This is a genomic window from Pseudomonas reidholzensis (assembly GCF_900536025.1).
In the GTDB taxonomy this organism is placed as follows: Bacteria; Pseudomonadota; Gammaproteobacteria; order Pseudomonadales; family Pseudomonadaceae; genus Aquipseudomonas; species Aquipseudomonas reidholzensis.
Genome location: NZ_UNOZ01000013.1, coordinates 734,604 through 759,934 on the forward strand (window position 1 = coordinate 734,604; position 25,331 = coordinate 759,934).

General features: G+C 64.2%; 24 protein-coding genes. 18 read left to right on the forward strand and 6 right to left on the reverse strand.

The features are described from left to right. Positions 1–146: 146 nt before the first annotated feature. Positions 147–1,559 (forward strand): amino acid permease, encoded by a 1,413-nt coding sequence (locus tag CCOS865_RS11640; protein ID WP_119140839.1) that lies wholly within the window; start codon positions 147–149, stop codon positions 1,557–1,559. A gap of 107 nt (positions 1,560–1,666) precedes the next feature. Next, complete coding sequence (gene tam / locus CCOS865_RS11645) at positions 1,667–2,443, forward strand: trans-aconitate 2-methyltransferase (protein WP_119140841.1); 777 nt, start codon at positions 1,667–1,669, stop codon at positions 2,441–2,443. Here the strand turns inward: tam and CCOS865_RS11650 are convergent. Further along, a complete protein-coding gene (locus CCOS865_RS11650) occupies positions 2,440–2,802 on the reverse strand; it encodes a DUF2784 domain-containing protein (RefSeq protein WP_119140843.1) in 363 nt (120 codons plus the stop codon). The two genes, tam and CCOS865_RS11650, sit on opposite strands and share 4 nt — an antisense overlap. A gap of 156 nt (positions 2,803–2,958) precedes the next feature. On the opposite strand from CCOS865_RS11650, the gene CCOS865_RS11655 reads away from it, so the two are divergent. From CCOS865_RS11655 to CCOS865_RS11665, 3 genes are all read left to right on the forward strand, one after another. Continuing rightward, complete coding sequence (locus tag CCOS865_RS11655; protein ID WP_119140844.1) at positions 2,959–3,672, forward strand: YebC/PmpR family DNA-binding transcriptional regulator; 714 nt, start codon at positions 2,959–2,961, stop codon at positions 3,670–3,672. Positions 3,673–3,759: 87 nt separating this feature from the next. Next, positions 3,760–4,704 carry a LysR family transcriptional regulator gene (locus CCOS865_RS11660; protein ID WP_119140846.1) on the forward strand — a complete coding sequence of 315 codons (945 nt, stop codon included), beginning with the start codon at positions 3,760–3,762 and terminating at the stop codon, positions 4,702–4,704. A gap of 165 nt (positions 4,705–4,869) precedes the next feature. Continuing rightward, positions 4,870–6,282 carry a DOPA decarboxylase gene (locus tag CCOS865_RS11665; protein WP_119140848.1) on the forward strand — a complete coding sequence of 471 codons (1,413 nt, stop codon included), beginning with the start codon at positions 4,870–4,872 and terminating at the stop codon, positions 6,280–6,282. A gap of 139 nt (positions 6,283–6,421) precedes the next feature. Here CCOS865_RS11665 and CCOS865_RS11670 read toward each other — a convergent pair whose 3' ends face one another. After that, on the reverse strand, positions 6,422–7,798 hold the full coding sequence (locus tag CCOS865_RS11670; protein ID WP_119140850.1) for an MFS transporter: 1,377 nt from the start codon (positions 7,796–7,798) through the stop codon (positions 6,422–6,424). 331 nt (positions 7,799–8,129) lie between these two features. Between CCOS865_RS11670 and quiC the strand changes: the two genes are divergently transcribed. Together quiC and CCOS865_RS11680 are read left to right on the forward strand one after the other, a co-directional pair. After that, positions 8,130–10,037: a 3-dehydroshikimate dehydratase QuiC gene (gene quiC / locus CCOS865_RS11675; protein ID WP_119140852.1), complete on the forward strand. Its 1,908-nt coding sequence runs from the start codon at positions 8,130–8,132 to the stop codon at positions 10,035–10,037. Positions 10,038–10,219: 182 nt separating this feature from the next. Then, the gene (locus CCOS865_RS11680) at positions 10,220–10,891 is read left to right on the forward strand and encodes a TetR/AcrR family transcriptional regulator (protein WP_119140854.1); all 672 of its coding nucleotides are present in this window, start codon (positions 10,220–10,222) and stop codon (positions 10,889–10,891) included. A 7-nt stretch (positions 10,892–10,898) separates the two neighbouring features. Here CCOS865_RS11680 and CCOS865_RS11685 read toward each other — a convergent pair whose 3' ends face one another. Continuing rightward, positions 10,899–11,906 (reverse strand): GlxA family transcriptional regulator, encoded by a 1,008-nt coding sequence (locus CCOS865_RS11685; protein WP_119140856.1) that lies wholly within the window; start codon positions 11,904–11,906, stop codon positions 10,899–10,901. A gap of 253 nt (positions 11,907–12,159) precedes the next feature. Between CCOS865_RS11685 and CCOS865_RS11690 the strand changes: the two genes are divergently transcribed. The 3 genes from CCOS865_RS11690 to CCOS865_RS11700 all read left to right on the forward strand — a co-directional run bounded on the left by CCOS865_RS11690 (position 12,160) and on the right by CCOS865_RS11700 (position 14,028). After that, positions 12,160–12,630, forward strand: coding sequence for an FAD/FMN-containing dehydrogenase (locus CCOS865_RS11690; RefSeq protein ID WP_119140858.1), 471 nt, complete (start codon positions 12,160–12,162; stop codon positions 12,628–12,630). A 174-nt stretch (positions 12,631–12,804) separates the two neighbouring features. Next, the gene (locus CCOS865_RS11695; RefSeq protein ID WP_119140860.1) at positions 12,805–13,533 is read left to right on the forward strand and encodes a GntR family transcriptional regulator; all 729 of its coding nucleotides are present in this window, start codon (positions 12,805–12,807) and stop codon (positions 13,531–13,533) included. Between the two features lie 90 nt (positions 13,534–13,623). After that, entirely contained in the window at positions 13,624–14,028 is a 405-nt protein-coding gene (locus CCOS865_RS11700; protein ID WP_119141008.1) for an NUDIX hydrolase, read from the forward strand. Between the two features lie 315 nt (positions 14,029–14,343). Here the strand turns inward: CCOS865_RS11700 and CCOS865_RS11705 are convergent, their stop codons facing one another. Beyond that, complete coding sequence (locus CCOS865_RS11705; protein ID WP_119140862.1) at positions 14,344–15,699, reverse strand: MFS transporter; 1,356 nt, start codon at positions 15,697–15,699, stop codon at positions 14,344–14,346. 134 nt (positions 15,700–15,833) lie between these two features. Between CCOS865_RS11705 and CCOS865_RS28555 the strand changes: the two genes are divergently transcribed. Next, on the forward strand, positions 15,834–16,673 hold the full coding sequence (locus CCOS865_RS28555) for an AraC family transcriptional regulator (RefSeq protein WP_119140864.1): 840 nt from the start codon (positions 15,834–15,836) through the stop codon (positions 16,671–16,673). 75 nt (positions 16,674–16,748) lie between these two features. On the opposite strand, the gene nhaA is transcribed toward CCOS865_RS28555, so the two are convergent. After that, complete coding sequence (gene nhaA / locus CCOS865_RS11715) at positions 16,749–17,939, reverse strand: Na+/H+ antiporter NhaA (RefSeq protein ID WP_119140866.1); 1,191 nt, start codon at positions 17,937–17,939, stop codon at positions 16,749–16,751. Positions 17,940–18,476: 537 nt separating this feature from the next. Here nhaA and CCOS865_RS11720 point away from each other — a divergent pair. Then, positions 18,477–19,436 carry an ABC transporter substrate-binding protein gene (locus CCOS865_RS11720; RefSeq protein WP_119140868.1) on the forward strand — a complete coding sequence of 320 codons (960 nt, stop codon included), beginning with the start codon at positions 18,477–18,479 and terminating at the stop codon, positions 19,434–19,436. Positions 19,437–19,451: 15 nt separating this feature from the next. Continuing rightward, complete coding sequence (locus CCOS865_RS11725) at positions 19,452–20,414, forward strand: aliphatic sulfonate ABC transporter substrate-binding protein (protein WP_119140870.1); 963 nt, start codon at positions 19,452–19,454, stop codon at positions 20,412–20,414. 15 nt (positions 20,415–20,429) lie between these two features. Here CCOS865_RS11725 and CCOS865_RS11730 read toward each other — a convergent pair whose 3' ends face one another. Then, the gene (locus CCOS865_RS11730) at positions 20,430–21,281 is read right to left on the reverse strand and encodes a LysR substrate-binding domain-containing protein (protein WP_119140872.1); all 852 of its coding nucleotides are present in this window, start codon (positions 21,279–21,281) and stop codon (positions 20,430–20,432) included. Positions 21,282–21,649: 368 nt separating this feature from the next. Here CCOS865_RS11730 and CCOS865_RS11735 point away from each other — a divergent pair, with 368 nt between their 5' ends. Genes CCOS865_RS11735 through CCOS865_RS11755 form a run of 5 tightly spaced genes read left to right on the forward strand, consistent with a single transcriptional unit; the run spans position 21,650 to position 25,325 of the window. Next, positions 21,650–22,492 carry a transporter substrate-binding domain-containing protein gene (locus CCOS865_RS11735; RefSeq protein ID WP_119140874.1) on the forward strand — a complete coding sequence of 281 codons (843 nt, stop codon included), beginning with the start codon at positions 21,650–21,652 and terminating at the stop codon, positions 22,490–22,492. Between the two features lies 1 nt (position 22,493). Beyond that, positions 22,494–23,228 carry an amino acid ABC transporter permease gene (locus CCOS865_RS11740; RefSeq protein WP_415842637.1) on the forward strand — a complete coding sequence of 245 codons (735 nt, stop codon included), beginning with the start codon at positions 22,494–22,496 and terminating at the stop codon, positions 23,226–23,228. Then, on the forward strand, positions 23,218–23,898 hold the full coding sequence (locus CCOS865_RS11745) for an amino acid ABC transporter permease (protein ID WP_119140878.1): 681 nt from the start codon (positions 23,218–23,220) through the stop codon (positions 23,896–23,898). Before CCOS865_RS11740 ends, CCOS865_RS11745 begins: the two co-directional genes overlap by 11 nt. Continuing rightward, a complete protein-coding gene (locus CCOS865_RS11750) occupies positions 23,888–24,706 on the forward strand; it encodes an amino acid ABC transporter ATP-binding protein (protein WP_119140880.1) in 819 nt (272 codons plus the stop codon). The genes CCOS865_RS11745 and CCOS865_RS11750 overlap by 11 nt, the downstream gene beginning before the upstream one ends. Before the next feature lie 28 nt (positions 24,707–24,734). Further along, a complete protein-coding gene (locus CCOS865_RS11755; RefSeq protein ID WP_119140882.1) occupies positions 24,735–25,325 on the forward strand; it encodes a cysteine dioxygenase family protein in 591 nt (196 codons plus the stop codon). Positions 25,326–25,331 lie beyond the last annotated feature (6 nt).

The window sequence follows — 25,331 nt, forward strand, 5'->3', positions numbered from 1 at the left end:
GACGCAAAAGCGGGCCGCCACGGAAGGCTCGCGTGTGCCCTCAGCACACCTCCTGCGCGCATTAGCACTGATGTACAGGTGAAACCGCTAGCCATCGGGGTTTCACGCATTTCCTTGGATAAAAAGAAGCACGGGGTACACAACTGATGGACGCAACATCCACCTCCACCGCATCCGCCAAAGGGGCGCCGGAGAGCAAGCTGAATGCTTCGCTCAAATCGCGCCACCTGACGATGATGTCGATCGCCGGGGTTATCGGCGGCGCACTGTTCGTCGGCTCCGGCAGCGTGATTCACAGCGCTGGCCCGGCTGCGGTACTGGCCTATCTGGCCGGCGGCATCCTGGTCGTGCTGATCATGCGCATGCTCGGCGAAATGGCCACTTCCTCGCCAGACACCGGCTCGTTCTCGACCTACGCCGACCGCGCCATTGGCCGCTGGGCCGGCTTCACCATCGGCTGGCTGTACTGGTGGTACTGGGTCATCCTGATGGCCTGGGAAGCCTACGTGGCGGGCAAGATCCTGCACGGCTTCTTCCCGAGCGTGAGCGTCAACGTGTTCGTCCTGGCGACCACCCTGGTGCTGATCACGGTCAACTTCTTCAACGTCAAGCACTACGGTGAGTTCGAGTTCTGGTTCGCCTTGATCAAGGTGATCGCGATCGTCTGCTTCCTGATCGTCTGTGGCTCGGCGGTGCTGAACATCTGGCAGTTCGGTGAAGTCCGCGGGATCACCCACCTCACGGCCGAAGGCTTCATGCCCAACGGCATCACCACCGTGATCGGTGCGTTGCTGGGTGTGATGTTCGCCTTCCTCGGCGCCGAAATCGTGACCATTGCCGCTTCCGAATCCAAGGACCCGGCCGGCCAGATCGTCAAGGCCACCAACTCGGTGGTGTGGCGTGTGTGCCTGTTCTACGTCGGCTCGATCTTCCTGATCGTCTGCCTGGTACCGTGGAACGACCCGCACCTGGGTGAGTCGGGCTACGGCGCCTACCGCCGGACCCTGGAGCTGCTGGGCGTGCCGTATGCCGAGCTGCTGATGAACTTCGTGGTCCTGACCTCGGTCAGCAGCTGCCTGATCTCCGGCCACTACACGGCCTCGCGCATGCTGTTCTCGCTGGCCCAGCGTGGCGACGCGCCGTCGTTCTTCAAGATCACCCGTGCCGGTACCGGCGTACCGGTGTTCGCGATCGTCGGCTCGTGCGCCGTGGCGGTGGTCTGCGCGCTGATCAACTTCAGCGAGACCCTGCGTCCGAAGGATGTGCTCGATACGCTGATGAACACCACCGGCATGATCGCCTTGCTGGTGTACCTGGTGATCGCCTGCTCGCAGCTGCGCATGCGCCGCAAGCTGATGGCCGAAGGCAAGGAAATCCGCCTGCAGATGTGGCTGTTCCCGTGGCTCACCTACCTGGTGATCGCGTTCATCGTGGCGGCGCTGGTGACCATGGCGTTCATGCCTGACTACCAGATCCTGGTGATCTCGACCGGTATCGCCGCGGGTGTCGTGGTGGCGATGGGTGTCGTGCATCAGATCCGCTGCGCCAAGAAGCAGTAAGCGCTGATTGCAGTACCCAGCGGCCGGGCTCCCTAAGGAGTGCCGGCCGTTTTTTTGCCTGTAACATGGCTTATGCTAGCCGGATCGCCCGCCCAAGGAGTTCGGCCATGGCTTGGTCTGCCAACCAGTATTCGCTGTTCGAAGACGAACGCACCCGCGCCGTGCGCGACCTGCTCGCGGCCGTGCCGCCACGCTCGGTGCGCCACGCCACCGACCTCGGCTGCGGCCCCGGCAACTCCACCGAGGTGCTCCTGCAGCGTCACCCCGACGCCCAGGTCACGGCGCTGGACAGCGACCCCGACATGATCGCCAAAGCCCGCGAGCGCCGCCGGCTGTGTGTGCCGCGGGTACGCTGCGAAATCGCCGACATCGCCAGCTGGAAGGCCCCCGAGCCGCAAGACCTGATCCTCGCCAACGCCTCGCTGCAATGGCTGCCCGACCACGCGTCGCTGTACCCCCACCTGATCCGCCAGCTCAATGAAGGCGGCAGCCTGGCGGTGCAGACCCCCGACAACCTCGACGAACCGGCCCATCGGCAGCTGCGCGAAATCGCCAGCCGTGGGCCGTGGGCGCACAAGTTCGCCGATTTTGCGTTGCCGGCGCGGCACAACGCCGGCTTCTACTACGACCTGCTCAGCCCGCTGTGCAGCCGTGTGGACGTCTGGCGCACGACCTACCACCACCCGTTGATGGGCGGCGCCGAGGCGGTCGTTGAGTGGTTCAAGGGCTCTGCGCTGCGGCCGTACCTGGCGCGGCTCGACGAGGGCGAGCAGGCCGACTTCCTGCAGGTCTACCTGCAGGCCATGCAGCGTGATTACCCGGCCGCTACCGATGGCAAGGTGCTGCTGCCGTTCCCGCGCTTGTTCGTGGTCGCCACCCGCTAGCGGCGCCAGCGCCAGACCACGTAGCCATACACGCCGAGGTTGAGCAGCACCACCACCAGGCCCAGCAGCAGCTGGATCTGCGCGGTCAGCCCGGCCGGGTAGATCACCGGCCACACATAATGCTCGATGAAGCCGCCCGGGTAGCCGGCATCGCCTGCGGCGGCACGCATGAGGTTTTCCCAGCGGGTCAGCGGGCACTCCAGGTGCAGCCATTCGACCGCGATGCCCCAGGCCATGGCGGGCAGGTGGAGGAGCAGGGCGGGGCGCCATTTCAGCACCAGCAGGCCGCCAAACAGCACCAGCAGGATGAACGACAAGTGCAGCAGGACCAAAGCGTCGGCGGTGAGGCGAAAGAGCATGGCAAGGCTTCGTAAGGGCTGGAGGGTGCAGCATAAGCTGGCGTAGGGGTTGATACGACAAGATTTCTTGTCGATCCGCCGCGCGAGGGCGTATAAACTGCACCCACTTTGGCCGGTCGCTTCCTGAACCGGCCCGCTGAAACAAAGAGAGTCGACATGGGCGCACAGTGGAAAGCCAAACATCGAGAAGTCGCTGCCAATGCCAAAGGCAAGATCATGGGCAAGCTGGCCAAGGAAATTCAGATCGCCGCCAAGTCCGGCGCTGACCCGGACTCCAACTCGCGCCTGCGCCTGGCGATAGACCAGGCGAAAAAGGCCTCGATGACCCGCGAAACCCTGGAACGGGCGATTCGCAAGGGCGCAGGCCTGGATGGCGATGCCGTGCAGTACACCGCCGTGACCTACGAAGGCTTCGCGCCGCACCAGGTCCCGCTGATCGTCGAGTGCCTGACCGACAACGTCAACCGTACCGTCGCGCAGGTCCGCGTGCTGTTCCGTAAAGGCCAGCTGGGCGCCAGCGGTTCGGTGGCCTGGGACTTCAACCACGTCGGCCTGATCGAAGCGACCCCGGTAAATCCTGACGCCGATCGGGACGAGGCCGCCATCGAAGCCGGCGCACAAGACGTCGAAGCAGGCGAAGAAGAGGGTTCGAGCCTGTTCATCACCGATCCGACCGACCTCGACGCCGTGCAGAAGGCCCTGCCTGAGCAAGGCTTTACCGTGACCTCGGCAAAGATCGGCTACACCCCGAAAAACCCGGTCAGCGCTGCCAGCCTGAGCCCGGAAGCGCTGGAAGAGGTCGAAGCCTTCCTGGCCGCGATCGACGACAACGACGACGTGCAGAACGTCTACGTTGGCCTGACTGACTGATCAGTGCCTGAGGGCCGCCTTGCGGCCCTTTCGCGGCGCAAGGCCGCTCGCCCAAGGGGCGCCTTGCCCCGTAGATCGCTGCCCGCCATGAACCCTGCCTTCGCCGCCCTCAGCCTTGCCCATCTGCGCACCCTCGACTGCCTGCTGCAGTTGAAGAACCTCAGCCATGCCGCCGAACGCCTGGGCTGCAGCCAGTCGGCCTTGAGCCGTCAGCTGGCCAACCTGCGCGACGCCTTCGATGATCCGTTGCTGGTCCGCCAGGGGCGCGGCTATGTGCTGAGCGAGCATGCCGAAACCCTGGTAGAGCCGCTGCGCCAGGTGCTGGACGAACTGCAGGCGCTGCGCCAGCCGGCAGTCTTCGACCCGGCCCGCTGTGAGCGGCGCTTCTGCCTGGCTGCCTCGGACTACGTCGCCGAGCACATGCTGCCGCTGCTGGTGGCGGCGCTGGAGCGCGAGGCGCCGGGGGTGTCGCTGGAGTACCGCACCTGGCAGGCCGGCCAGTACGCGTTGCTGGCCAGTGGCGAGATCGACCTGGCGACCACTTTGTTCGACGAGTCCCCGGCCAACCTGCACGGCCGCCTGCTGGGCGAGGACCGCGCGGTGTGCCTGATGCGCCAGGACCATCCGCTGGCGGCGCAACAGGTGCTCGGGCAGGACGACTACCTGGCGTTTAAGCATGTGCGGATTTCCGGCGGTGGCGACAAGGACAGCTTTATCGACCGGCACCTGCGCGGGCAGGGTTTGCAGCGGCGGATCAGCCTCGAGGTACCGTTCTTTTCCGCCACCGTGCAGGTGATCGGCAACAGCCAGGCGCTGGCCACGGTGCCGGAGCACATTGCCCGGCAACTGTGCCGGTTGCATGACCTGGCCTGGCGGCCGCTGGGCTTTGTCGAGCACACCCAGCGCTACTGGGTGGTCTGGCACCAGCGTTTGCAGGCCTCGGCGGAACACCGTTGGCTGCGCAACCGGGTGTTCGAGCTGTGGCGGGCGTCGCAGTTCGGCGTGCAGGGCGGGCATGCGGCTTTGCCATAGGAGGTATGCGCGAAGCGGGGTTCTTCTGCCTGGCAGTGCCACCTAGACTGGCTGCAATGGCCTCTTCGCGGGCAAGCCCGCTCCTACAGGTGCTGCTCAACCTCCTGTAGGAGCGGGCTTGCCCGCGATGAGGGCTGCATTGACACCCTGCCAAGGAGACCGCGCGTGACCCCAGAACAATTTCGCCAATACGGCCACCAACTGATCGACCTGATCGCTGACTACCGCCAGACCGTCGGCGAGCGCCCGGTCATGGCCCAGGTCGAGCCCGGCTACCTCAAAGCCGCCCTCCCTGCCGCCGCGCCCCAGCAAGGCGAACCCTTCGAGGCCATCCTCGACGACGTCAACACGCTGGTAATGCCCGGCCTGTCGCACTGGCAGCACCCTGACTTCTACGGCTATTTCCCCTCCAACGGCACCCTGTCGTCGGTGCTCGGCGACTTCCTCAGCACCGGCCTGGGCGTGCTTGGCCTGTCGTGGCAATCCAGCCCGGCCCTGAGCGAGCTCGAAGAAACCACCCTTGACTGGCTGCGCCAACTGCTCGGCCTGTCGTCGCAGTGGAGCGGGGTGATCCAGGACACCGCCTCGACCAGCACCTTGGTGGCGCTGATCTGCGCCCGTGAGCGCGCCAGCGATTTCGCCCTGACCCGTGGCGGCCTGCAGGCCCAGCCCAAGCCGCTGATCATCTATGTCAGCGCGCACGCCCACAGCTCGGTGGACAAGGCCGCGCTGCTGGCCGGGTTTGGCCGCGAGAACATCCGCCTGATCCCCACCGATGAGCAGTTCGCCATGCGCCCTGAGGCCCTGCAGGCGGCCATCGACGCCGACCTGGCCGCCGGCAACCAGCCGTGCGCCGTGGTCGCGACCACCGGTACCACCACGACCACTGCGCTCGACCCGCTGCGCCCGATCGGCACCATTAGCCAGGCCCACGGCCTCTGGCTGCATGTCGACTCGGCCATGGCCGGCTCGGCGATGATCCTCCCCGAATGCTGCTGGATGTGGGACGGCATCGAGCTGGCCGACTCGGTGGTGGTCAACGCGCACAAGTGGCTGGGGGTCGCGTTCGATTGTTCGATCTACTACGTGCGCGATCCGCAGCACCTGATCCGGGTGATGAGCACCAACCCCAGCTATCTGCAATCCGCCGTGGATGGCGAGGTGAAGAACCTGCGCGACTGGGGTATCCCGCTGGGGCGGCGCTTCCGTGCATTGAAGCTGTGGTTCATGTTGCGTAGCGAAGGCGTCGAGGCCTTGCAGCAGCGCCTGCGCCGCGACCTGGACAACGCACGCTGGCTGGCCGCGCAGGTCGAGGCGGCACCCGGTTGGCAGGTATTGGCGCCGGTGCAGTTGCAGACGTTGTGCATTCGCCATTGCCCGGACGGGCTGGCGGGGGAGGCGCTGGATGCGTATACGCGGGGGTGGGCGGAGCGGCTCAATGCCTCCGGGGATGCCTATGTGACGCCGGCAACGCTCGAGGGGCAGTGGATGGTGCGGGTGTCGGTGGGGGCTTTGCCGACCGAGCGCGAACACGTCGAGCGCTTGTGGGCGAGGTTGCAGGAGGTGGTGCGGGGCTGAGATCGCTGGGGGCGCTGTGCGCCCCATTCGCGACACAAGACCGCTCCCACAATTACCGCGTCACCTTCAGGGTAAGCGCGGTATCTGTGGGAGCGGCCTTGTGTCGCGAAAGGGGCGCAAAGCGCCCCCATGCGGTCTTTTAGTGGGTAGCTACGTTGCCCACTGCGCCCTTGCGGGTCGCTTCGTACACGTCTTTTTCCATCGGTTTGGCATTCGGGTTGCCGAGGTCTTCCATCGCCAGGCGATGCGTTTCAGGTGCCACGTAGGCAGCCAGGGCGCAGATGCAGGTGATGAAGAAGGCCGAACCGCCGACCACCAGCCAGATGTTTTCCGAGCCCGGTGGCGCGATAGCGGCGAACAGCGCAGGCAGCATGGCGGTGAGCATGGTGCCGACGTTCTGTGCGATGGCCATGGCCGAGACGCGGTAGCGGGTGTTGAACAGCTCTGGGTAGAAGCTTGGGAACACCGCGTTGTAACCCTGGTAGACCATGCCCCACATCAGGATCGATGCGGCGAAGGCCAGCGGTACGCTCTGGATGCTGATCGCATACAGGTAACCGAAGGCCAGCAGGCCCGAGCCCAGGCAGCCGGCGATCATGGTCGGACGACGGCCGATCTTGTCAGACAGGTTGCCCACGAACGGAATCACCAGCACCGCAACGATGTTGCCGATCACCGGGATCCACAGGTACACGCTCTTGTCGAAGCCGATGCCATAGGCCGGCTGCACCGCGTAGGCCGCACCGAACACGGTCGCAACCACCGGGATCACGTTCATCAGGGCCATGAACATGACCAGCACCATGTGCTTCCAGCTGTGTTGGAAGGCTTCCTTGATAGGCGACTTGGCGATCTTGTCCTGTTTCTCTTCCTTGACGAAGGCAGGGGTCTCGTGGACTTCCTTACGGATGATGAAGCCCGCCACCAGCACCAGTGCGCTCAGCAGGAACGGAATCCGCCAGCCCCAGTCATTGAAGGCTTCGCTCGGCATGAAGTACGCCAGTGGCAGGAACACCGCCGCCGCCATTACCTGGCCGGCCTGAACGCCCTGCAAGGTAAAGCTGGCGTAGTAGCCTCGCCGTCCGAACGGCGCATGCTCCATGATCATCGAACTGGCACCGGAGATTTCCCCCGCCACCGCGAAGCCTTGTACCAGGCGCAGCAGCACCAGCAGCACCGGCGCAAGAATGCCGATGTCGTGGTAGGTCGGCAGCAGGCCTACGGCCATGGTCGAGATGCCCATGAGGAACATGCACAGCAGCAATACGTTTTTGCGGCCGCGGGTATCACCCCAGTGGCCAAGCACAAAGGCGCCCACCGGGCGGGCCAGGTAACCGACACCATACGTCGCCAGCGAGGCGATGATGGCCATTTTCGGGTCCATCGAGGGGAAGAAGATCTGCGGGAAGATCAGGGCTGCGGCTTGGGCGTAGATGAAGAAGTCGTAGTACTCGAGAGCCGAGCCTATCCACCCACTGGCGGTCGCTTTCTTGGCTTGAGAGCTGGAGTGAGCCATCGTTGTCTCCGTTGTTCTTGTTATTGAACTTATTATGTCGTGACGCTGGGCTTGGCGGTACAGGATGTGACGAACGTTCGCAGGGCAGTGAGGGGCGTTCGGCTAGCCTGTAACTGGAATCATGGTTGCTCAGTGCCGAGCGCTGAAGCAATTCGCGAAATCCGCTTTTGTTCGGTAATCGCACAAAAACTAACTGTTCCGTACAAAACCAATTGCTGGGCAGACTCTACCTGCGAATAATTGATCGTGCCAGAAACCCCTCCGGTTTTTCGGCTTTGTCGTTTTTCGCGCAGCCTTCAGGTGCTGCGCTCCAATAACAAGGAACTCCAGCATGCAGCGTTCGATAGCCACCGTGTCCTTGAGCGGCACTCTGCCGGAAAAGCTCGAAGCCATCGCCGCCGCCGGCTTCGACGGCGTTGAGATCTTCGAAAACGATCTGCTTTACTACGCCGGCAGCCCGCGCGAGATCCGCCAGATGTGCGCCGATCTCGGCATTGCCATCACCTTGTTCCAGCCGTTCCGCGACTTTGAAGGCTGCCGCCGCGACCGGCTGCAGAAAAACATCGACCGCGCCGAGCGCAAGTTCGACCTGATGCAGGAGCTGGGCACCGACCTGGTGCTGGTCTGCAGCAACGTCCAGGCCGATGCCCTGGGCGACGAGCAACTGCTGGTCGACGACCTCCGCCTGCTCGCCGAGCACGCCGGCGCCCGCGGCCTGCGCATTGGCTACGAGGCCCTGGCCTGGGGCCGTCACGTCAACACCTACCAGCAAGTGTGGAACCTGGTGCGCCAGGCCGACCATTCGGCGTTGGGGGTGATTCTCGACAGCTTCCACACCCTGTCGCTCAAGGGCGACCCGAGCGCGATCCGCGATATTCCCGGCGACAAGATCTTCTTCGTGCAGATGGCCGACGCGCCGATCCTGGCCATGGACGTGCTGGAGTGGAGCCGGCATTTCCGTTGCTTCCCGGGGCAGGGCGAAATGGACCTGCCAGGCTTCCTCGCGCCCATCCTCGAAACGGGCTATCGCGGCCCGCTGTCGCTAGAGATCTTCAACGACGGCTTCCGCGCCGCGCCGACCCGCCAGAACGCCGCCGACGGCCTGCGCTCGCTGCTCTACCTGGAAGAAAAAACCCGCCTCCAGCTGGAGCGCGAAGACCGCGCGGTAGAGCCCGGTGTGCTGTTCGCCCCGCCTGCGGCGAGTGCCTATGACGGCGTTGAGTTTCTCGAATTCGCCGTCGACGAGTCGGTCGGTGCCCGTCTGAGCGGCTGGCTCAAGCGCCTGGGCTTTGCCGAGGCCGGGTCGCACCGCAGCAAGGGCGTACGCCTGCTGCGTCAGGGCGATATCAATATCGTCCTGAACGCTGAACCCTATTCGTTCGCCCACAACTTCTTCGAGGCCCACGGCCCCTCGCTGTGCGCCACCGCCTTGCGCGTCAAGGATGGCCAGGCCGCCCTGCAGCGCGCCACCGACTACCGTGGCCAGCCGTTCCGTGGCCTGGTCGGGCCTAACGAGCGCGAAATCCCGGCGGTGCGTGCGCCGGATGGCAGCCTGATCTACCTGGTCGAGCAAGCCGATGCCGGCCAGACCATCTACGAGAGCGACTTCCGCCTCGATGCGGCCAACGCGCCCACCGGTGGCCTGCAGCGTATCGACCACATGGCCCTGGCCTTGCCGGCCGACTCGCTGGACAACTGGGTGCTGTTCTACAAGACCCTGTTCGACTTTGCCGCCGACGACGAAGTCGTGCTGCCGGACCCGTACGGCCTGGTCAAGAGCCGCGCCTTGCGCAGCCAGTGCGGCAGCCTGCGCCTGCCGTTGAACATCTCGGAGAACCGCAACACCGCGATCGCCCATGCGCTGTCCAGTTATCGTGGCTCGGGTGTGCACCACATCGCCTTCGATTGTGCGGATATCTTCCGGGAAGTCGCGCGTGCCAAAGAGGCGGGCGTGCCGTTGCTGGAGATTCCGCTGAACTACTACGATGACCTCGCGGCGCGCTTTGACTTCGACGATGAGTTCCTCAGCGAGCTGGCCTACTACAACGTGCTGTACGACCGTGATGCCCAGGGTGGCGAGCTGTTCCACGTGTACACCGAGGCCTTCGAGGACCGCTTCTTCTTCGAGATCATCCAGCGCAAGGGTGGCTATGCCGGTTACGGCGCGGCCAACGTGCCAGTGCGCCTGGCAGCGATGGCCAAGGCGCGCAGCGGCGCAGCGCGCAAGCCAGTACTCTGACAGAGCGTGCGGCCCCATCGCGGGCAAGCCCGCTCCTACAAGCCTTGTAGGAGCGGGCTTGCCCGCGATAGGGCCACAACAGACACCGCAAAGCTGACCAGTCGACCAACAGCGCGCTTCCCTGTGCAGCGCGCCTCACGGATAATCCCCCCCTTATTCCAATAAATAGCCTGTGAGTGGGTATGAGTGATTCCGTAGTCAGCCTCGGCGAGCCCGCCATCGAAGCGGGGCGCAAGGCGCGCAAGAACAACCCTGAGAAGACCCGCGAGGACATCCTCCAGGCGGCCATCAGCGAGTTCGTCCAGCAGGGCCTGGCAGGCGCCCGTGTGGACGCCATCGCCGAGCGCACCGCCACCTCCAAGCGCATGATCTACTACTACTTCGGCAGCAAGGAGCAGCTCTACGTCGAGTGCCTGGTCAAGCTGTACGGCGACATCCGCAAGACCGAACGCGGCCTCGACCTCGACGCCCTGCCGGCCGAGCAGGCGGTCCGCCGGCTGGTCGAGTTCACCTTCGACCACCATGACCGCAACGTCGATTTCGTGCGCATCGTCTCTACCGAGAACATCCACTACGGCGAGTACGTCAAGCAGTCGCCGGTGATCCGCGAGATGAGCAGCGTGGTCATGGACACCCTCGGCAGGACGCTCGAGCGCGGCATCGAAGAAGGGGTGTTCCGCCCCGGTATCGAGGTCATCGACGTGCACATGCTGATGAGCTCGTTCTGCTTCTACCGAGTCTCCAACCGCCACACCTTCAGCGAGATCTTCCAGATCGACCTGGCCGACGAGCAGATCAAGTTGCGTCACAAGCAGATGATCGGCGACGCGGTGATGAACTTCATCCGCGCCTGAGTGCGCGTCACTCGCCCAGCCGTTGCTCGCGTGACGGTGGGTAGCCGAAGTACGCCGCATAGCACTTGCTGAAGTGCGACACCGAGACGAAACCGCAGGCCACGGCCACCTCCATCACCGACAGGTCGGAGTACTGCAGCAGGCGGCGGCTCTTGGTGATGCGCAATTCCATGTAGTAGCGCCGCGGCGACGTCCCCAGCTGCGCCTGGAACAGGCGGTCGATCTGGCGTCGCGAGCGGCCGCTGTAGGCGGCCAGCTGATCGAGGCTGAGGGTTTCTTCGAGGTTGTTTTCCATCAGTTCGACGATGGTCCGCAGGTGCAGGCTCATGGACTTCTTGGCCCCTGGGCCGACCTGGCGGTAGCGTGCACCCGAGAACGAGAGAATCTCCTCGACCCCTTCGGCCAGGCCATCGCCATACAGGCGGCGCACCAGCCCGAGCATCAGTTCCATGGCGCCGTTAGGGCTGGCCGCAGTCAGCCGGTCGCGGTCCAGGGTGAAGCTGGCCGGGGTGATCCGCGTCTGCGGGCTGCGCTCGGACAGGCTGGCGCGTTGCTCGGGGTGAATGCTGCAGCCGTAGTCGGCCAGCACCCCGGCGCGGCCGAGGAACCAGGCACCGTTCCACAGGCCGCCCATGGCCATCCCGTGTGCGCTGCAGTCGGCCAGCAGGCGGTCGAGTTCGGGGTATTTCAGCGGGGTACGCAGGCCCCCGCAGACCACCAGCAGGTCCAGCCCCTTCAGCGCAGCCGGTTCGAGGTCGCTGGCGATCAGCTCCAACCCCAGGTCGCTGACCACCCGCTCGCCGTCCAGCGACAGCGGGGTGAAGCTGAAACTGTCGGCGCGCAGCAGGTTGGCGGTCACCAGCACGTCCATGGCCACGGTGAAGCTGGCCATCGAGAAGTGTTCGAGCAAGACGAAATCGACCCGGTATGGCGCTTGCGCGTCACCCGCCGCGGACTTGAGCCGAAGCATGTTGCTGGTGCTGGTCTTCTTGCTGAAATGACGTGGTGTGGGCACTGCTGACTCCGCTTCCTGGCTGGCGGAGGTGAGTGTGCTCGTGGTGCCCGGGAAAGACAACAGATGGGGTGGAGAGGGCGCATTTCAGGTCGTGTGCAGGCAAGTCTCCCGACCGCTTTGCGGGGCAAGCCCCCGCAGGGACCGAGCAAATCTCCAGAGTAGCGCTGTACCTGTGGGAGCGGGTTTACCCGCGAAGAGGTCGGCACAGGCAACATGCTTTATGCTGCCCACATCACCCCCTTCGAGAACCCAGATGAAATACGCCGCCGCACTGCTCATGGCGCTCTTGCCGCTGATCGCCAACGCCCTCGAAACCGGCGACAAGCTCGCCCCCTGGACCTTGCTCGATCAGCACGACCAGCCCGCCAGCCTCGACGCCGACGCGCGCATCCTGCTGGTCGCCCGCGACATGGACGGCGCCAAGTTGCTCAAGGCGGCCATCGCCGAGCAGCCCAAGGGCTACCTCGAAGCCCGTCACGCGCTGTTCGTCGCCGACATCCAGCGCATGCCCGCGATCATCAGCAAACTGTTCGCCGTGCCCGCCATGCGCGACTACAGCTACCGCGTCCTGCTCGACCGCGACGGCCAAGTCGCCAGCCGCTACCCCGCCGCCGAGGGCTCGGTGCTCTGGTTGCAGCTGGACAACGGCAACCTCGTGGCCCAGCAGCAATACACCGACCCCGCTGCACTCAAAGCGGCCCTGGAGCAGGTCCGCCAGCCCTGAGGCACGCACCAGCGCGAAGCTTGTCGGCTCGATAAAGGCGCAGCAGACCCAGTTGATCTGCCCGGGATGCCCGCCGCTCCACGGGTTCCCAGGCTGACCCCCGAGCTGGCATGGTCCTTGTTTGTATTCCTTCTGCTTGGATACCAGATGGAACACAGACAGTGGGGGCGGTCAATGCAGTGGCTCGGCGGTAAGCGAGACGAGAGGGCGCGGCCGGAGAACCTGGTCGAGCAGATCTACGGCCAGCTCAAGGACGATATCTTCGAGTTCCGGCTGATACCCGGCGACCGTTTCAGCGAAGGCGACCTGGCCGCCCGCATGCAGGTCAGCCGCACGCCGGTGCGCCAGGCCCTGCACCGCCTGGAGCGCGAAGGTTACCTGCAGGTACTGTTTCGCAGTGGCTGGCAGGTACGGGCGTTCGACACCGCTCATTTTGAAGAGCTGTTCGACGTACGCGTGGTCTTCGAGCTCGAAGCCGTGCGGCGCTTGTGCGCGCGCGACGAGGGCCCGGTACCCGCAGCGCTGCAGGCCTTGCAGCGGATCTGGGGCGTATCGGCCGCAGAGCGCGTGCGCGACGAGCGAGAGCTGCTGCGGCTGGACGAGCGCTTCCATTGCCAATTGCTCGAAGCCGCAGGCAACGCAGAGATGGCCCGGCTGCATGCCCAGGTCAGTGAGCGCATCCGCATCATTCGCCGACTGGACCTCAGCGTGGGCCGGCAGGTCTCGGTAACCTATGAGGAGCATGGGCAGATCCTCGCGGCGATCATCGGCCGGCACAGCGAGGAGGCGCAGCGCTTGCTGCGTGCGCATGTCGAGGAGAGCAAGGCACAGGTGCGACAGATCACCTTGCACAGGTTGCAGAGCACGCGTGAGCGGGCGATATCCACTTCGGTTGACGGCTGAAAGCTAGGCATCAATCCACACTGCGTTTATTGACGCAGCCCGAAATCTTCCTAGGATTGGAGTGTGCTATTCCTCCAGGTAGGTTGCCAGATGGCTTTCGACGACACCTTTCGTTTGAGTTCTCACGCAGTGATTTTCAATGAGCATGATGAGGTTCTCTTGCTCAAAGCCAATTACGGAGATTGCTCCTGGGGGTTGCCGGGTGGTTCGCTAGAGCCGGGTGAGACGATACACGAGGCTTTGGTCAGGGAGTGCCGGGAGGAGATGGGGCTGGCCCTTGAGTCAGCAACGCTGACGGGTGTGTATTTTCATGCGCACTATAATTCGCATGCTTTCATTTTTCGCGGCGTTATTTCAGACCTTTCGAAGATAACCCTCAGCGAAGAGCACACGGCTTGGAAGTTTTTTGCGCTGGGTGAGCTCACCCGGGTTCAATTTATCCGAGTGTCAGATTGCTTGGCGTATACGGATTGTGTTGTGAGTCGGAGTTTTTAGTTCGGGCGCAGGCTCGCTCCCATATTTGTTGCAGTGTTGGATGGCGCTGCGAGCGCGCAGATGCCAGCCTTCGCGCAGGGCGACAGGCTGGTAGGAGGTTATCGAGGTCGACTCACCATCATCGTCCTACGACAAAGGCTAAGACGTCGGTCTGCCAGGCCATGGTACGTTGCAACAAATGTAGGAGCGGGCTTGCCCGCGATGCGCCGCGCGGGCGGCGCTCGATCTCAAGGGCGCTGGAGAAGTCGGTGGCATGCACCTAGTGGCCATGACGCGTTTGCAACCGCCCGTGCAGGCATGGTGAGCATCCCAGCGCTACTCCAGTCGCGATGACGCAAAGGCACACAACGCCAATGCCGCGATCAGCGCGATATGTCCGTAAAAATAGTCCAATGCGTGTTCCGTACCCAAGCCCCCGACAGAAACGGCAGTGACGACAATGAGTGTTGTGCCGGTCGCTGCGCCTAAGTGAGTAACAAGGCGGGAGAGAGAGCTGCCGTGGGCAACCTGTGCCACAGTAAGCCCCTGATAGGCCCCCGACATGGCCAAAAGTGTAAGAATGCCGAGTCCAGAACCCCGTGTGAACATGCCGAAGGCGGTGAAATAGACGCTGTAAGCAGCAGGCGGGAGGAGCAAAGCGGTTGAGCCCACCAGCGCGAGCGCGATGGCGCCTTGCGCGACGTTACGATCGCCCCATCGCAGGCAGGTTTTTGTAAGTCTTTGCCGCGCCAGAAGGATTCCAACACCGTGCAGTGCCACCAGAAGGCCGACCACTTGCACTGGGTAAATCCCTGCTTGGATGAGATAGAGGGGATAGAGCAGGATGCCGCCGTAGTGGGCGATACTTGAGAGAAACAACAGTGTGCAGCAGGCGCCGAATTTCCCTTCCCTAAAGATTCTGATATCGATGAGTGCGCTTTGTTTCTTGCGATAGGCGTGCCACGTGAAAGCCATCATCAAACAGATCCCTGCGAGCAACGATGGCAGCCATGCAGGATTAGCCTGCGTGCTGAGCAGCGATAAGCCGTAAAACACAGCGACTAATCCAAGGCACAGCAGTAAGAATCCCGTGCCATCGAACGGATGAGCGGGGATGGGGTCGGCGTGGGGAATGACTCTTGAAGCAAAAACTATTGCGAGGATGCAGATGGGGATGTGCAGCCAGAAGATCAACCGCCAGTCAAAAAACTGCAGCACCAATCCCCCTACTAGCGGCCCAAGTATCGGGGCCAGCACAGAAGGCACCGACATGGCGGACAGTGCTGCGCGTGTTTTGTTTTGCCCCATGCCAATCACCACAAGGGTTTGCATGGTCGGAAGCAGTAGTCCCGTTGCTATGCCTTGCAACACTCTTGAAAAAATCAGGTATTCCACGTTTGGCGCAAGTGCGGCCAGGGCCGTACCGATTAAAAATAACCACAGGCTGATTATCCAGAGTTTCTTGGCGCCCATGCGGGCTGCCAACCAGGCAGACAACGGGACCGCAGCCGCCGCGGCCAAGGTGTACGCGGTAACAACCCACTGCATCATGGAAAGGGGCGCGCCAAGTTGATCCCCTATGTTGTGCAGCGAGAGGTTGACCAATGTGGTGTCCAACAAGGGAAGGGCGATGCCCAGGACCAGGACGCCGATGATGGTCCGGTCGTGCGCGCTCAGGGTGACCTGCGGCATTCATTTCTCCTTGTGCGCTGATCCTCATGAATCGCTCACAAGGCCGCGAGCTGCGAGAGTAATCGGACGCCGCTGAAGCATATGAATGTGTGCTAGTTTCGGCTATCGAAGACCGATCATGAACTTTCGAAATCATGTCAAATTCAAGGTCTACCCGACATCGCCTACCGCCACTGCCTTGTGCCGCTTACGCGCCAAGCAGTGACTGCCCGCTGCGCTGTACGCTGCGCACTCATGTTGCAAATACAGAGGTGGAGCTTCACCAGCATCCGTGGGCGCAGATGGTGTTTTCCAGCAGGGGTGTGATTCGCGTGCACACCGGACGGAAGGTGTTCACCGTGCCTCCGTGGCGGGCTGTGTGGATTCCTTCTGGAACCTCGCATACGGCCACCATCATCGAGGATGCGCGACTCCATTCCCTTTACCTCGACGTTGATACCGGTGCTCGCTGTTTGGCGGCGCATGCCCTGGGTTGGGCGGAGTGTCGAGTCCTAGAGGTTCAGCCGCTCTTGCGCGAGTTGGTCGTTGCGCTGGCAGAAGAAGACCTTGGCGGTTTACCCTCGGAGCGCTATGGAACGCTGCTTGAGTTGGCGCTTCTCGAAATTCGTAAGGCCGCTGTTCTCTCATTAGGGATTGCCGTTCCGTCCGAGAGGCGGTTGAGTGCGCTGTGCGACGCGTTTTTGGAGGATCCCAGAGTCGATAGAAGCTTGAGTGAGCTTTCTCGGGATGTTGGGGCGAGCGTCAGTACCATCAACCGGCTGTTCAAATCGGAAATGGGCTGCGCTTTTTCAGATTGGAGAAAACAAGCCCTGTTGGCTGAAACGCTGGCGCTTGCGGCCAAGGGCTGCTCCATGAGTCAGATTGCCTCGGCATTGGGCTACAGCAGCCTGAGCTCCTTTTCATTCATGGTTACCCAGCTTGTCGGGATGCCGCCGAGCAAGCTGTTGAAGGGCGCGAAGCCAAAATTGAACTGAGGATTTCCATTTTCCGCGGCATTCGCGCTGCGGGCAACCCAAAAGGGCGGAACCGCTAGGCCCCGCCCTTGATCTTCAACCCTGCTGCTTCGGCGCAAACCGCAAGATCACACAAGCAATCACCGCCGAAACCAGCGACCCCAGCAAGATCCCGATCTTGGCCTGATCAATCAGTTCCGCCTGCCCAGGAAACGCCAGTTCAGCAATGAACAAGCTCATGGTGAAGCCGATCCCGCAGAGCATCGCCACGCCATAGATCTGCAACCAGCTAGCCCCTTGAGGCTTGGATGCCAGGCCAGTCTTCACCGCCAGCAAAACCCCCGCGAACACCCCGACTTGCTTGCCCAGCAGCAACCCCAGGGCAATCGCCAGCGGCAGCGGTGCCAGCGCATCGCTCAAGCTCAGGTTGGCGAACGACACCCCGGCATTGGCGAAGCCGAACACCGGCACGATGAGGAACCCGACCCACGGTGCGATCGCGTGCTCGAGGGTCAGCAGCGGGCTTTTTCTATCCCCGGCGGTGTAGGGGATCAGCAGCGCGGCCACGACACCGGCAATGGTCGCATGCACCCCGGACAGCAGGGTGAAGTACCACAGCGCGGCCGCAGCAATCAGGTACGGCCACAAGGTCACCACGCGCAGGCGGTTCATGCCCAGCATCAAGGCGACGATCGCGCCGGCGGCGCCGAGGGCGATGAGGTTGATCGAGGAGGTGTAGAACAGCGCGATGATCGCCACCGCGCCCATGTCATCGATGATCGCCACCGAGACCAGCATCACCTTCAGCGACAGCGGCGCGTGCCGCCCGAGCAGGGCCAGGGCGCCGACGGCAAAGGCGATGTCGGTGGCGGCGGGGATCGCCCAGCCGTGGGCCAGGCCGGGCTCGACACTGGACACCTTGAGGTAGATCAGCGCGGGCACGGCCATGCCCATCAACGCCGGCAGGGCGGGCAGGCGGCGTTGCTCCCACGTGGCGAGGCGGCCGTCGACCATCTCGCGCTTGATCTCCAGGCCGACCATGAGGAAGAACACCGCCATCAGGCCGTCGTTGATCCACTGGTGCACGGTCATCTCACCGAGCTTGTCGGTAAAGGTCGGGCCGATGGGCATGTGCAGCAGGTGCTGATAGGTGCTGGCCCAGGGGCTGTTGGCAATGACGATGGCCAGTGCGGCGGCGATCATCAGCAGCACGCCACTGGTGGCTTCGTTGGCCAGCAGGCGCTGCAGCAGCGGGCGCCGCGCCGTGGTAGGGAGGGAAACAGTCATGCAAAAAGGTCCTCGTTCATGGATTCGCCCTCGAAACCGCTAGCGTGCGCCAAATCACGGGCACGGCAAAGCACTGGCAACGGACGAACCGGGCCACTGCGGCGATGGGAGGGGCGAAGGGAAGCGACGTACGAAGACCGGCTGCGAGGAGCCGGAACGGAAAACGCCAGAGACAGAAGGTGGGCAGCTGCATGCAACATGGACGGACTCTCGGAAAACAAATGAATGTTCTCCGTATTCGGGGCAACCCCGGGCGCACGCAGCACACGCCGAGCGGCGATTCTACCGACTATTTGTGCCAATGCTCCAGTGTAATGCATCGAAATGTTGCGAAAAGCTGTGCCAAGGCTGTTCGGCTGGCGGTTGCTGGCGAGGTCGAGCTTCGGCGGTAGACAGGCTCAACAGGCGGGCTATGTTTGTTATTTTGCATATTAGGATATTCATAAAATCAATTTAATTAATCACGAATTGCTCTGTAGAGTCTTCTTCACCACGGCCTGGATCGGCCCAGTGACACTCTCAAGGAGCACCCTGCACATGCGTTCGCGTTTACTGCTTTTAGCTGCCGCCCTGCTCGCGGCCACCCAGGCGCTCGCCGCCGACCGCCTGACCCTGCGCATCGGTGACCAGAAGGGCAACATGCGCGCCCAGCTCGAAGCTGCCGACGCCCTGCGCGATGTGCCCTACGACATCCACTGGGCCGAATTCCCCGCTGCGGCGCCGTTGGCCGAAGCGCTCAATGCCGGTGCCATCGATGCGGGGATCATCGGCGATGCACCGCTGCTGTTCGTGCTGGCCTCGGGCGCGCCGGTCAAGGCGGTTGCCGTGGACAAGTCCGACCCGTATGGCACGGCGCTGCTGGTGCGTCCGGACGCCGCGTTGCACAGCGCCGCCGATCTCAAAGGCAAGCGTATCGCCACCGGCCGTGGCTCGATCGGCCATCACCTGGCCCTCAAGGCGCTGGACCAGGTTGGCTTGAGCGAAAAGGACGTGGAGTTCCGTTTCCTTGGCCCGGTCGACGCGAAGATTGCCCTGGCCAATGGCTCGGTGGATGCGTGGTCGACCTGGGAGCCCTACACCGCCCTGGCGGAGTTGAGCGGGGAGGGTCGGGTGCTGGTCAACGGTCGCGGCCTGTCCAGCGGCAACAGCTTCCTCGCGGCGACTGAAAAAGCCCTGGAGGACCCAGCCCGCAAGGCGGCGCTCGAGGATTACCTCAAGCGCCTGGCCGGTGCGCAGGTCTGGGCCAACCAGCACCTGGACAGCTACTCCACCACCTTGGCGAAAATCATCGGTTTCCCCAAGGAGGCCGCCCGCTTGCAGTTCGAGCGCCGTCAGCTGCGCTGGCAGGGCATCGATGCCAAGACCATCAGCGAGCAGCAGGAAACCGCCGATTTCTACCACGCTCACGGTTTGATGAGTGAGCGCCTGGATGTCGCCCCTACCTTCGCCAAGGGGTTCAGCGTGCCTGGCCCTGCCACTGTCGCCGCCCAAAACTGATCGGGAGCACTGCCCATGCTGCACTTCAAACGCCTGCGCCATCTGGCCGTCGGCCTGCTCATCGGTGGCCTGCTGCCAGGGTTGGCCAGCGCCGAGCAGACCTTGCGTATCGGCTATCAGAAATCCTCAACCCTGCTGACCTTGCTCAAGGCCCGCGGCACCCTCGAGCAACGCTTGCAGGCCGAAGGCATTCGCGTCAGCTGGCATGAGTTTCCGAGCGGTTTGCCGCTGCTCGAAGCCCTCAACCTGGGCAACGTCGATCTCTCGGCCGACGTCGCCGACACGGTACCGGTGTTCACCCAGGCGGCGGGCGCGCAGTTGACCTACTTCGCCCGTGAGACGCCTTCGCCGACCGCGCAGGCGATCCTGGTGCCGGCCGACTCGCCGCTCAAGACCCTCGCTGACCTGAAGGGCAAGCGGGTCGCGGTGACTAAGGCCGCCGGCAGCCATTACCTGCTGATCCAGGCGCTGGCCAAGGCGGGCTTGAGCTTCAAGGACATCAACCCCGCCTACCTGATCCCCGCCGATGGGCGCGCGGCCTTCGAGAACCGCAAGGTCGATGCGTGGGTCACCTGGGACCCGTACGTGGCCAGCGCTCAACGTCAGCAGAATGCGCGGATCCTCGCCGATGGCAGCGGCCTTGCCAGTTACCAGCGCTATTACCTGGCTGGCAGCGACTACGCCAAGGCCCATCCGAAGGTACTCCAGCAGGTATACCTGGCGTTGCGCGAGATCGGCCAATGGACCAAGGCCAACCCGCAAGCGGCCGCGCGTGTACTCGGCCCGCTGTGGGGCAACCTGGACAGCGCCACGGTGCAGCAGGCCAACGCCCGTCGCAGCTACGACGTACAGCCGGTCAGCGTCGATGACCTGGGCGAGCAGCAGCGCATCGCCGATGCATTCCTGCGCGAAGGGCTGCTGCCCAAGCCAGTGGATGCGCGCGCAGTCACCCTGTATGCCCCCGCCACTCCCCAGTGAGGGCGGGCGCCGGCGTCACAGCCCGACGCTGGCTCGCACCATCGCGTAGGCCTGGCGGATCAGCGGGTTGACCGTGTTGGCCCGCACCCACAGGTAGTAGGTGACGTCCGGCAGCGGCGGCAGGCCGTCGCTCTGGCCGAGCACGCGCATGTCCGGCGCGACCATCTCCTGGCTGCGCGCGGTAATCCCCAACCCCGCGCGCACCGCGGCCTTGATCCCGATCAGGTTGGACGCCAGGTACGCCTGGCGCCAGGCGATGCCGGCCTGTTCCAGGGCCTCGATGGCCACCCTGCGGTACAGGCTCGGTTCGTCCACCAGCACCAGCGGCAATGGCTCGCCGGGCACATGCTGGTACTGCGCGGCGCATATCCACCACACCGGCGAGGTGCGCAGGGCGAAGCCCTCGAGCCCGGGCGCGGTGCGGGTGGAAATCACCATGTCGACCTTGCCGCGCTGCAGGTCCTCCATCAGGAAGGGGCTGCGGCCGACGTCGATCTCCAGGCGCAGGTTGGGCGCGGAGCGGGCGATATGGCCGAGGATCGGCGGCAGGATGGTGTCGGCGATGTCGTGCGGCGAGCCGATCCGCAGGACGCCACTGAGGCCCTCGTCGCGCAGGCCGGCGAGGGCCTCGTCGTTCAGTGCGAGCATTTGCCGGGCGTGGCGGAGCAGTTGCCGGCCGCCATCGGTGAGCGCCTTGTGGCGGCCCTGCTTGCGCAGCAGCGGCACGCCGACCAGTTGTTCCAGGCGTTGCATGTGCTGGGTGACCGAGGCCTGGGTGCGGGCCAGGTGACGACCGGCTTCGGCATAGCTGGCGTGGTCGGCAATCGCGACGAAGGTGCGCAGCAGGTCAAGGTCGAGGGTGGGCATTCGGGCCGCCGTTGGGTTGGCAATTATCGGGGTTGGGGCCGCTTCGCAGCCCATCGCGGGCAAGCCCGCTCCTACAAGGGCTGTAGGAGCGGGCTTGCCCGCGATGGGCTGCGAAGCGGCCCCGGGATCGGCAAGATCACATCACTAAAGCGTCGAAAAAGATAACGAAGCTTTATCGATTGGTCGATACCCCATATGGGCTTTATCGGCGAAAGCCAATGATTACGGGCTTATTCCTTTTTGCCCTGAAGTTGCGACACGCAGAGTTATAACAATAGGCGATATTTGCATTTCCGTTGCCGCCGGTGACTCCCTAGCATGCGCGCTCATTGGCCGGGTATTCCGGCTGCCGGGATGAGGAGCCCACCATGTCGCTGACCTTCACCACCGCTCGCCGCGGCCTGCTCGCCGCGCTGATTGCCAGCGCCACCCTGGCCGGCAGCGTTGCCGCACAGGCGGATGCCACCCTGGACAAGATCGAACAACGCCAGCGCCTGTCGGTCGGCGTGGTGCTCTCCGGCGGCCCGTTCGGCGCCATCGACCCGGCCACCCGCGAGCCGATCGGCTTCAGCGTCGACCTTGCCCGCGACCTGGCTCGCCAGCTCAACGTCAAGCTCGAGCTGGTCGCGGTGCAGCCGGCCAACCGCGTGCAGTTCCTGCAGCAGGGCAAGGTCGACCTGTTGATCGCCAACATGGAGTGGACTCCCGAGCGCGACAAGCTGCTCGGCCACGTGCCAACCCCGTTCTACCGGGTCGGCGGCAGCGCCGCGCTGGCCAAGGACAGCCCAGTGCACACGTGGGCCGAGCTCAAGGGCCAGCCGGTGTGCACCTCCCAGGGCAGCAGCTACACCCAGGCGCTGATCGGCCTCGGTGCCGAGCTCAAGGCCTTCAAGACCTCCGCCGAATCGCTGCTGGCGCTGCGCGGCAACAATTGCGTGGCCGCCGTGCACGACGCCACCCTGATCAACCCGCTGCTGGCCAAGGGCGGCGAGTGGAGCGGCTACCGCGCGCTGAGCCCGGAGCTCAACCCGGCGCCTTCGGTGATCTGGACCCGGCTGGGCGAGGGCGACATTCAGGCGCGCCTCGACCCGTTCGTCAAACAGTGGCACCGCAGCGGCTGGCTGATCGAGCGCGAGCAGGCCAACCACATCACCCCGGCCTCGCCGGCGCTGGTCGAACTGCGGCAGAAACTGCAGGGCGATGGCGCCTGAAATGAGCGCCTTCTTGCACTGGCTGGTCGAGCAGGCCGCACGGCTCGGGCTGGATTACCACTTCCTGCTGGACGCCTACAGCCGTGGCAACCTGCTCGAGGGCGCCGTTACCACGCTGTGGCTGTGCCTGCTCAGCGGCGTCGGCAGCCTGTTGGTCGGCGTGCTGCTCGCCGGGGCGCTGACCAGCGGCCGGCGCTGGCTGGCCTGGCCGGCGCGGGCGTTTGTCGAAGTCACCCGCAACACCCCGACCCTGGTCCAGCTGTACTGCGCCTTCCTGGTGCTGAACATGCTGCTCAACCAGAGCCTGGGCGGCGCCAACCCGATGACCCCGTTCGCCTGGGTGGTGATCGTGATCGCCCTGCACAAAGGCGTGTTTCATGCCGAAGCCCTGCGCGCCGGCATCGAAAGCGTGCCGGCGGTGACCCTCGAGGCCGCCAGCTCGCTGGCCTTCAGCCGCCGCCAGCAATTGTTGCAGGTGCAGTTGCCGCTGGCCCTGCGCTTTGCCTTGCCGGCCCTGGTCAACAACCTGATCGACCTGGTGAAGATGACCGCGGTCGCCTCGGCCATCGCCGTCAATGACCTGACCTACGCCTCGATCATGATCTGGACCCAGAGCGACAGCGTGATCGAACTGATGATCCTGATCCTGGCCTTCTTCGGCCTGCTCAGCTTTGCTGTCAACTGTATCGGCCGCGCCCTCGAAGCGCGCCTGAGGATGCCCGGCTATGGCCACTGATACCTTGAGTACCCTGTGGCAATGGTCGCCGTCGCTGGCCGCCGGGCTGTGGCAGAACATCCAGATCAGCCTGGTTGCCATCGGCCTCGGCACGCTGCTCGGGCTGCTGATCGGCGTACTCGCGCTGTCCCCCCTGGCGCCGGTACGCACCCTGGCGCGGCTGTGGGTGCAGGTGTTTCGCAATGCGCCGTGGCTGGTGCTGATCTACTTCACTTCCTATGTGTTCCCCTTCGAGATCCAGGTCGGCAGCACCTGGCTGGCGTTCCCCGACTGGCTCAAGGTCACCGTCGGCCTGGCCCTGCCGGCCAGCGCCAACGTCGCCGAGATCTTCCGTGGCGCGGTCGGCTCGATCCCGGTCACGCAGTGGGAGGCCGCCCGTTCGCTGGCGTTCAGCCGGGCGCAGATCTTCCGCTCGATCATCCTCCCGCAGTGCCTCAAGCGCATGTTGCCGCCGTGGATGAACCTCTATGCGGTGGTCACCATGGGCACCGCGCTGGCCTCGCTGGTGGGCGTGCACGACCTGCTCGACAGCGCGCAGATCGCCGCCAACACGGTCAACAGCAGCAGCTTTACCGTGCTGGTGTACTTCAGCGTGCTGGCGCTGTTCTTCCTCTATTGCTACCCGATTTCGTGCCTGACCCAACGCCTGGAGCGCCGCTATGCCTTCTGAACCCCTGATCCAGCTCAGCGACGTGCACCTGGCGTTCGGCGACACGCCGGTGCTGCAGGGCATCGACCTTACCGTGCAGGCCGGCCAGGCGGTGTCGATCATCGGCCCCTCGGGCTCGGGCAAGTCGACCATCCTGCGCTGCATCACCGGTTTGCTGCGTCCGCAACGTGGGCAGATCCGCATCGGCGACACCCAGGTGCATGCGCTGCAGCGCGAGGCCGAGCTGATTGCCTTGCGCAAGCAGGTCGGCTTCGTGTTCCAGCAGTACAACCTGTTCCCGCACCTGAGCGTGCTCGACAACCTGATGATCGCGCCGATCCAGGTGCTTGGCCGCTCGCGCGCCGAAGCCCGCCAGGACGCCCTGGCGCTGCTCGACAAAGTGCGCCTGGGGCACAAGGCCGAGGCGTTTCCCGGTCAGCTCTCCGGTGGCCAGCAGCAGCGCGTGGCAATTGCTCGCGCATTGGCCATGCGCCCGCGCCTGATCCTCTTCGATGAAGTGACCTCGGCGCTCGACCCGGAGACCGTCGGTGAGGTGCTGGCGGTGATCCGCGCGCTGACCGAGGAGGGCATGACCTGCGTGCTGGTGACCCATGAAATGCGCTTCGCCGAGGAGATCAGCGACCAGGTGTACTTCACCGAAAACGGTCGCATCGTCGAGCACGGCAGCGCCGAGCAGCTGTTCCGCGCGCCGCGCCACGAACGCACCCAGGCGTTCCTGCAACACGCCTTGGGCGAGGGCGGCCAGCGCCCCAGTCGCCCAGGCCCCGACCTGTTGAGCAACCTGGGGCGCTACAGCCTCAGCGTATAGACCTGACCTGCCCAGAAAGAGAGACGCCATGTCCAGTCAATCCGTGATCCAGCCGTTCCTCCAGCACGTACGCGCCATCCATGCCCGCGGTGTCGACCGCGCCGCCTTGCAGGAGATCGTCAGCCTGCTCGAAGCGCTGACCGCGCAGCGCGAGCTGTTCAACTTTGCGCGCTTCCCCGCGCCTGCCGCCGACAGCGGCGAAACCCAGTTCCGCTATCGCCTGAACGACGACGGCGAGTCGCCGACCCTGTATGTCAACTCGCTGCTGCCCGGCAAGGCGACCCTGCCGCACAACCACGAGACCTGGGCGATCATCGTCGCCGTCGAAGGCCAGGAGCTCAACCGCGTGTACCGCCGCGCCGACGATGGCAGCGACCCGGCCCGCGCCGAGCTGGTGCTCGAGCGCGAAGTGGTGGTCCAGCCTGGCACCTCGGTGGCGTTTCTCGGCGACGACCTGCACGGCATCCGCGTCGAAGGCGATTCGCCGACGCTGCACTTCCACCTGTACGGCCGCCCGCTGGAATCGCTCGAACACCGCTACGGGGTCAAGGACGACGGCAGCGTGGTGAACTACAACAAATCCCAGATGACCCCTTCCATCGAGGCCTATGGCCTCTGATCGACC

Coding starts and splice junctions, on each gene's coding strand:
- CCOS865_RS11725 (WP_119140870.1), top strand. CDS start 19,452: ATGCTGCACTTCAAACGCCTGCGCCATCTGGCCGTCGGCCTGCTCATC.
- CCOS865_RS11735 (WP_119140874.1), top strand. CDS start 21,650: ATGTCGCTGACCTTCACCACCGCTCGCCGCGGCCTGCTCGCCGCGCTG.
- CCOS865_RS11720 (WP_119140868.1), top strand. CDS start 18,477: ATGCGTTCGCGTTTACTGCTTTTAGCTGCCGCCCTGCTCGCGGCCACC.
- CCOS865_RS11705 (WP_119140862.1), bottom strand. CDS start 15,699: ATGCCGCAGGTCACCCTGAGCGCGCACGACCGGACCATCATCGGCGTC.
- CCOS865_RS11670 (WP_119140850.1), bottom strand. CDS start 7,798: ATGGCTCACTCCAGCTCTCAAGCCAAGAAAGCGACCGCCAGTGGGTGG.
- CCOS865_RS11695 (WP_119140860.1), top strand. CDS start 12,805: ATGCAGTGGCTCGGCGGTAAGCGAGACGAGAGGGCGCGGCCGGAGAAC.
- CCOS865_RS11755 (WP_119140882.1), top strand. CDS start 24,735: ATGTCCAGTCAATCCGTGATCCAGCCGTTCCTCCAGCACGTACGCGCC.
- nhaA (WP_119140866.1), bottom strand. CDS start 17,939: ATGACTGTTTCCCTCCCTACCACGGCGCGGCGCCCGCTGCTGCAGCGC.
- CCOS865_RS11690 (WP_119140858.1), top strand. CDS start 12,160: ATGAAATACGCCGCCGCACTGCTCATGGCGCTCTTGCCGCTGATCGCC.
- CCOS865_RS11740 (WP_415842637.1), top strand. CDS start 22,494: ATGAGCGCCTTCTTGCACTGGCTGGTCGAGCAGGCCGCACGGCTCGGG.
- CCOS865_RS11730 (WP_119140872.1), bottom strand. CDS start 21,281: ATGCCCACCCTCGACCTTGACCTGCTGCGCACCTTCGTCGCGATTGCC.
- CCOS865_RS28555 (WP_119140864.1), top strand. CDS start 15,834: ATGTCAAATTCAAGGTCTACCCGACATCGCCTACCGCCACTGCCTTGT.
- CCOS865_RS11660 (WP_119140846.1), top strand. CDS start 3,760: ATGAACCCTGCCTTCGCCGCCCTCAGCCTTGCCCATCTGCGCACCCTC.
- CCOS865_RS11640 (WP_119140839.1), top strand. CDS start 147: ATGGACGCAACATCCACCTCCACCGCATCCGCCAAAGGGGCGCCGGAG.
- CCOS865_RS11680 (WP_119140854.1), top strand. CDS start 10,220: ATGAGTGATTCCGTAGTCAGCCTCGGCGAGCCCGCCATCGAAGCGGGG.
- CCOS865_RS11700 (WP_119141008.1), top strand. CDS start 13,624: ATGGCTTTCGACGACACCTTTCGTTTGAGTTCTCACGCAGTGATTTTC.
- CCOS865_RS11655 (WP_119140844.1), top strand. CDS start 2,959: ATGGGCGCACAGTGGAAAGCCAAACATCGAGAAGTCGCTGCCAATGCC.
- tam (WP_119140841.1), top strand. CDS start 1,667: ATGGCTTGGTCTGCCAACCAGTATTCGCTGTTCGAAGACGAACGCACC.
- CCOS865_RS11750 (WP_119140880.1), top strand. CDS start 23,888: ATGCCTTCTGAACCCCTGATCCAGCTCAGCGACGTGCACCTGGCGTTC.
- CCOS865_RS11745 (WP_119140878.1), top strand. CDS start 23,218: ATGGCCACTGATACCTTGAGTACCCTGTGGCAATGGTCGCCGTCGCTG.
- quiC (WP_119140852.1), top strand. CDS start 8,130: ATGCAGCGTTCGATAGCCACCGTGTCCTTGAGCGGCACTCTGCCGGAA.
- CCOS865_RS11650 (WP_119140843.1), bottom strand. CDS start 2,802: ATGCTCTTTCGCCTCACCGCCGACGCTTTGGTCCTGCTGCACTTGTCG.